The organism is Methanomicrobiales archaeon, from assembly GCA_030019205.1.
Lineage (GTDB): Archaea > Halobacteriota > Methanomicrobia > Methanomicrobiales > JACTUA01 > JASEFH01.
The window spans coordinates 1-6139 of sequence record JASEFH010000045.1; the positions used below are offsets into that span (position 1 = coordinate 1).

Annotated in this window: 4 protein-coding genes; all 4 read right to left on the minus strand. The window is 53.2% G+C overall.

Features of this window, described 5'->3' with window-relative positions:
- Positions 1–249: 249 nt before the first annotated feature.
- From QMC96_12985 to QMC96_13000, 4 genes are read right to left on the minus strand one after another with little or no spacing between them, the layout of a single operon-like run.
- On the minus strand, positions 250–3360 hold the full coding sequence (locus QMC96_12985; GenBank protein MDI6877670.1) for a type I restriction endonuclease subunit R: 3111 nt from the start codon (positions 3358–3360) through the stop codon (positions 250–252).
- Positions 3357–4310: a DUF4868 domain-containing protein gene (locus QMC96_12990; protein MDI6877671.1), complete on the minus strand. Its 954-nt coding sequence runs from the start codon at positions 4308–4310 to the stop codon at positions 3357–3359. The genes QMC96_12985 and QMC96_12990 overlap by 4 nt, the downstream gene beginning before the upstream one ends.
- Before the next feature lies 1 nt (position 4311).
- Entirely contained in the window at positions 4312–4833 is a 522-nt protein-coding gene (locus QMC96_12995; protein ID MDI6877672.1) for a hypothetical protein, read from the minus strand.
- Entirely contained in the window at positions 4817–6058 is a 1242-nt protein-coding gene (locus QMC96_13000; protein MDI6877673.1) for a restriction endonuclease subunit S, read from the minus strand. Before QMC96_13000 ends, QMC96_12995 begins: the two co-directional genes overlap by 17 nt.
- Positions 6059–6139: the final 81 nt, after the last annotated feature.

Genomic DNA, 6139 nt, shown 5'->3' on the forward strand with positions numbered 1-6139 from the left:
CTTTCAACTCCACCTGGCCGTTCACCCGCAAGAGCTCCAGCTGGCGGGCAGCGGTGGTGCGGCTGATCCCCGCCGCCCGGGCGATGTCGGCAATCGTCATCCCGCGGGAGCGGTACTTGAGGGCTTTGAGGATGCGGGCGGCGGTCTCCGGCTCGTGCTGCATGACAGGTATTCACCTTTATAATGGCGATAAACCTTTGCAAGAGAGATCCTACGATCAAGAACGGATGCGTTTCATCATAACCTCCCCTATGCGGGCACAAGGTCTCTGCAGAGCAACTCTGCTTGTGCCAGAACCGTGAGGGTTGCCTTCTCCTGTTTATCGGGAGGATACCCGTGCTTGATGAGGATCCGCTTGATCATCACCCGGATCCGGGCTCGCACCGACTCCCTCACCGTCCAGTCGATCGAGATGTTCTGGCGGATGGCCTGGACGAGCTCCTGGGCGATCTGTTTCAGCACCGCGTCGCCGAGGATCTTCACGGCGCTGTCGTTCACCTCCAGCGCATCGTAGAAGGCCAGCTCTGCATCGGTCAACCCCAGGTCTTCGCCCCGCTTCTGGGCCTCCCGCATCTCCCGGGCGAGCTGGATCAGCTCCTCGATGACGATCGCGGTCTCGATGGCCCGGTTCTGGTACTTCTTGATCGTCCGGTCCAGCATATCGCCGAAGGAGCGGGACTGGACCAGGTTCTTGCGGGTGCGGGCGCGGATCTCATCGTTGAGCAGCTTGCGCAGCAGCTCCACGGCCAGGTTCTTCTGCGGGAGATCCTTCACCTCGGCCAGGAACTCCTCGGAGAGAATCGAGATATCGGGCTTCTTCAGCCCGGCTGCGGCAAAGACATCCACCACCTCATCCGAGACAATGGCACCAGAGACGATCTGGCGGATAGCATGGTCCAGGTCCCAGGAGAACCGGCCCGTTCCGTCCGAGAACTTCACCAGCCGCGCCCGCACCGCCTTGAAGAATGCCACATCCTCCCGAATCCGCAGGGCTTCGGGGTGGGGGACGGCAAGGCCGAACGCCTTGGTGAGCTCCGTCACCGCCTGCAGGAAGCGCGTCTTGCCATCCTTCCTGGCGAGGATGAAGTCGAGCGCCGGTTTCAGGAGCGCCAGCCGCGTCTGCGGATCGCCGCTCGTCCAGGGGGAGCGGTCGAATCCGTTGAAGAGATCGCAGCAGACTTCATACTTCTCCAGCAGGATCGCGACGGCTTCCTCGATGTCGAGGACCGGCGTCCCCCGTCCCCTGTTTGCGGTGTAGTTGGCGATCGCCTTGCGGAGCTGGTCGGCCAGGCCGAGGTAGTCCACGATCAGCCCGCCATCCTTGCCGGGATAGACCCGGTTCACGCGGGCGATCGCCTGCATGAGAGTATGGCCCTGCATCGGCTTGTCGAGATACATGGTGTGGAGGCAGGGGACATCGAACCCCGTCAGCCACATGTCCCGCACGATGGCGATCTGGAAGGAATCGGCGGGATCCTTGAACCGCCGGGCCAGCGCCTCCCGCCGGGGCTTGTTGCGGATGTGCGGCTGCCAGTCGGGATTGTCGGAAGCGGAACCGGTCATGACGATCTTGATGGCGCCCTGGGTGTCGTCCGCATCGTGCCACCCGGGGCGGAGCGCGGTGATCGCAGTGTAGAGCTCGACACAGATCCGCCGGCTCATGCAGACCACCATCGCCTTCCCGCCCATGGCGTCCCGCCGCTTCTCGAAGTGGTCCACGAGGTCGCGGGCGATGAGGTGGATCCGCTTCTCCGTCCCGACCACGGACTCGAGTGCGGCCCACTTGGTCTTGAGCCGCTCTTTGCGGGTCTCCTCCTCGCCCTCGGTCACCTCCTCAAACTCGCTGTCCAGGCAGGGTATGTCCTTCCCCTTCAGCTCCAGCTTCGCCAGCCGGCTCTCGTAGAAGATGGGGACGGTGGCGCCGTCGTTGATGGCCTGCTGGACATCGTAGATGCTGATGTAGTCGCCAAAGACGGTGCGAGTGCTCTTATCGGCGAGCTCGATGGGCGTGCCCGTGAACCCGATAAAGGAGGCGCTCGGCAGGGCGTCGCGGAGGTACTTGGCAAACCCATAGGAGATCCCGCCGCTCTCCCGGCTCAGTTTGGCCTCGAAGCCGTACTGGCTGCGGTGGGCCTCGTCAGCGATGACGACGATGTTCCGGCGGTCCGAGAGGAGGGGATGCTCCTCCTCGCCCTTCTCGGGGAAGAACTTCTGGATCGTGGTGAAGACGACCCCGCCCGAGGATACCGAGAGGAGCTGGCGCAGGTGCTCGCGGTCCTCCGCCTGCACGGGCTTCTGCCGCAGGAGGTCGTGGCAGCGGGAGAAGGTGCCGAAGAGCTGGTCGTCGAGGTCGTTGCGGTCCGTGATGACCACCACCGTCGGATTCTCCATGGCCGGGTGGAGCACGATCTGGCCGGCGTAGAAGACCATGGTGAGGCTCTTGCCCGATCCCTGGGTGTGCCAGACGACACCGCAGCGCTGGTCCCCCTCGGGGCCAGCCGCCTGGACCGTCGCCTCCACGGCACGGCGAACGGCGTGGAACTGGTGGTAGCCGGCCATCTTCTTGGCGATGGTGCCCTTCACATCTTCTTCGAACGCGATGAAGTGCTGGAGGAGGTCCAGGAAGCGGCGCTTCTCGCAGACGCCGTTGACGAGCACCTCCAGCTCTGGCATCGCCTCCGGGGCCAGAGTATCGCCCTCGATGGTCCGCCAGCGGAGAAACCACTCGATGTTAGCCGTCAGGGTCCCGATGCGGGCGTCCATGCCGTCGGAGATGACCAGCATCTCGTTGTAGGCGAAGAGGCCCGGGATCTGCTGCTTGTAGGTCTGGAGCTGGTTGTAGGCGGCGCCGAGGGTGGCGTTCTCATCGGCAGGGTTCTTGAGCTCCATCACGAGCAGGGGGAGGCCGTTGAGGAAGAGCACGATGTCAGGGCGACGGTGGTGCTGGCCTTCCTTTACGGCGAACTGGTTCACAACAAGCCAGTCGTTCTCGTCGGGGTGCTGGAAGTCCACGAGGCGGACCCGATCGCCGGCAACGGAGCCATCCTTTCTCCTGTACTCGACTTCAACGCCATCGACGAGCATGCGGTGGAAGGAGCGGTTGTTGATGATCAGCGAGGGGGAATCGGGATGGATTACCTTTCGGAAGGCATCTTCGCGGGCTTCAGGGGTGATGTCGGGGTTGAGGCAGTGAATAGCCTGCTTGAGGCGGTCGTGCAGGATGACCTGGGTGAAGTCATCCCTTTCTGCGAGAGGTTCGCCGGGGGCGATGGAGGGACCGAAAAGGACGGAATAGCCGAGGTTCTGGAACCAAGTGAGAGCTAGTTCCTCCACATCAAACTCTGTGATGGAGGTTGTCACTTCCTCACCTTGGATCGAGACTCGTATTTGCTATTTGTAATATCCGACTTTACGTAGTCATCATCGAGAATCCGCAGAATAGTCCAGATGCTCTGTTCGTCCACCCTTAACTTACCGTCATCAGTGAATCCCAATGTCAAATTGAATTCATCTACCACTCTACGAATCTTATCCCGATCCATCTGGTCGATCTGACTGTTTTTTAGAACTCGTGCGAGTTTTCGGATTTTTCTTGCGTCGGTTGTACAACATTCAAATATCTTCCCGCAATCATCAAAAAATTCCTTCGCGGAGAGATATTCTTCTTTATTTTGAACCTCCACCAGATAGAAGTCAATAAAGCTGAATAACGACTCGAATTGAGACTTATGAAATACCAAAACCTCGGGGAGGATTGTTTGTGTTTGGGGAGTAGGTGGTCTCATCAGCAGTGCTGCGTCATAAACAGAATCAAGGGCTAAGATGTTTTCATTCAACGTGGAAAATTGGCCATCTCGAAAAATTACAGCAAGTTTACCTTTCTCCATCAGCTTTTTGGGAGAATATTTCCTGAAGAAAAACACTGTGATGTTACCAGTCTCTATCTTTACAATATATCCAAATACCTTGTTAAAGTCATCCTTCGTGATAACGCTCAACCGAGGATTGGCCGTACTCGATAGAAAGGATGGGAGATTTGGAACATCGTCATTTTTTATCTTCTCTATTATCGGGCTATCGGAATAGGGAAGAATTCCGTATTCCATGTATTGAGGATTTTTTTCATGGAGACGGATCATCTGGGACAGTGCATTGCGTCTCAGTTCTTCTCCGATGTCCGGATGAATTCTGGCTTTGAAAAATTCGTACGTAACTTCTTTGGTTGTTTGGTTTTTGTTTTTCTTTGCAAAATAAAGATTTACATTTTCTTTGTGAGACTGGTTGATATATCCAATAAGTTCAGCGATCATTTCAATTCTCCCATGCTATGCCCTCATCGATTTCCCAAACCTCGATTCTATCGCTTTTTGAAATTTTCCTTTTCGCTATTATGGTAATTTCGGTTTTAGTCTCCTCACAACCAAGGGAAGGCTTACAAACCTCCAGGCTGTAAAGGCTGTAGCCAAAGAAGAAAAGGAGCGGATTTATATAAAGGAGTTCAGATTGAACGTAAACCACAAAGATGATCACTAAAAGAATTGCCAGTGCGATTGAATCCTGCCACTTAGAAAGATCTAGGCTGATGAAAGATATGATATACGGAATTACATAGTTGAGAGCATCCTTTGCCTTATTCTCAACATTTACAACATGATAGCTCTCCCGAGTTGTCCTTTTAACGATGAAGACTACTACGAACCATATGAGACTGATTACAAGAATGATGACAAATAGGCCAGTAATGTAAAGATTAAACCAATTATTGATGGCTAAAATTAGGAAAAGGGGCAAGTATGCACTTAAGAAGAGGCCAATTTTAACCCATAGCCGCATTTTCTTCGCTCAATGCATTTACTCGGATTTCACCAGAGATAAGTTTTGGTAAAAGTATGTCACGGAGGTCTGCAAGACTCTTTATTTGAAACAAATTATTGATAATCTTCATAAGATAAGGATGAATCAGGGCATCAAATTGTCGTGCAATTGTGACTGGGGGAATAGTAACATTAACGCCAGAAAATGTCTGTCGAGTGATTGTTTCGAATACCGTTCCGTGTGTTTGATGCTTAAGGTCATCGACAATTTTCTTCATTAAAAAGTAAATAAAAAAGTCTGGGTATCCTATTTTACCTCGAATGCCATAGCAAGATTGATTTATTGCCATTGGTACCCCCACAAGGGCAAGTTTTCCGACTGTTCCACGGGCTGTTATTATTGTTGTACCGACTGGTAAAATGCTGGCTGAGCAATTATTGACACCTTCTTGCGTTATGTGCTTCTCGGTATCGATGACAAATATGTCGCTCTCACCTGGTGCATCTACAACCGAAAACCAAGGGATATCGCCATTCCAGTATTCTTGAATAGTAGTTTTAGGAGTGCCGCCTCCATGCAAGTTAATTATCTCACTAAGACGTACTGTTCGCCACCCCTTTGGTATATTCTGCCCATTAATCACTTCAAATTCACTCGGGATCAATGCCACCGTCTCCGCATCCATCCCCACGGGCTGCCGACCCTCGGCCTTCGCCCGGACCGGATCGAAGTCCACGAACCAGGATTTGAAGATGGCCCGGGCCATCGCTTCGAGGGTTTCGCTCATCTGGCGGTTGAGTTCGATTTTATCGTCGAGGGAGCCGAGAATATTGGCGATTGTGCGCTGGACAGAAATTGAAGGCCATTTAATTTTCATGGGGTGAACATGGTTCCTATTTAAAGTTGGATTTGCTGAACCGACATCCATTTTGGCTAATACGGGTGCTAAATCTTTGAAAAAGTAGTAAACGAATCGGGGATTGTTACCATGAAAATCTTTTACCCAAAGGGTGGTGTCGTGAGGCCAGTAATCAGGTTCTATATAGAAGACGCTTCCCACAACACCTTTTCTCCCTAAAATTACACCAGGACCTGCAACTTGCGATTCATTATGATAACTTGAAATGCCACTGGATGAAACAACCGGAACTTTCCCAGGTTTTTGCTCCTCCCTCGTTATATCAAATCCACGTTGAAGTGTTACTTGCTCTCCAATTGTTGTTTCAAACCATTCCTTATTCATGACAATCCAGGCTCAATTCTGTGTAATTGGTAGTGTCTCAAATTTTCTGTAAAATGGATACCCTGGATCCCGCATGATCAT

Bases quoted from the DNA above. Each gene is read 5' to 3' on its own strand.
- QMC96_12990 (MDI6877671.1), bottom strand. From the start codon at position 4,310: ATGATCGCTGAACTTATTGGATATATCAACCAGTCTCACAAAGAAAAT.
- QMC96_13000 (MDI6877673.1), bottom strand. From the start codon at position 6,058: ATGAATAAGGAATGGTTTGAAACAACAATTGGAGAGCAAGTAACACTT.
- QMC96_12995 (MDI6877672.1), bottom strand. From the start codon at position 4,833: ATGCGGCTATGGGTTAAAATTGGCCTCTTCTTAAGTGCATACTTGCCC.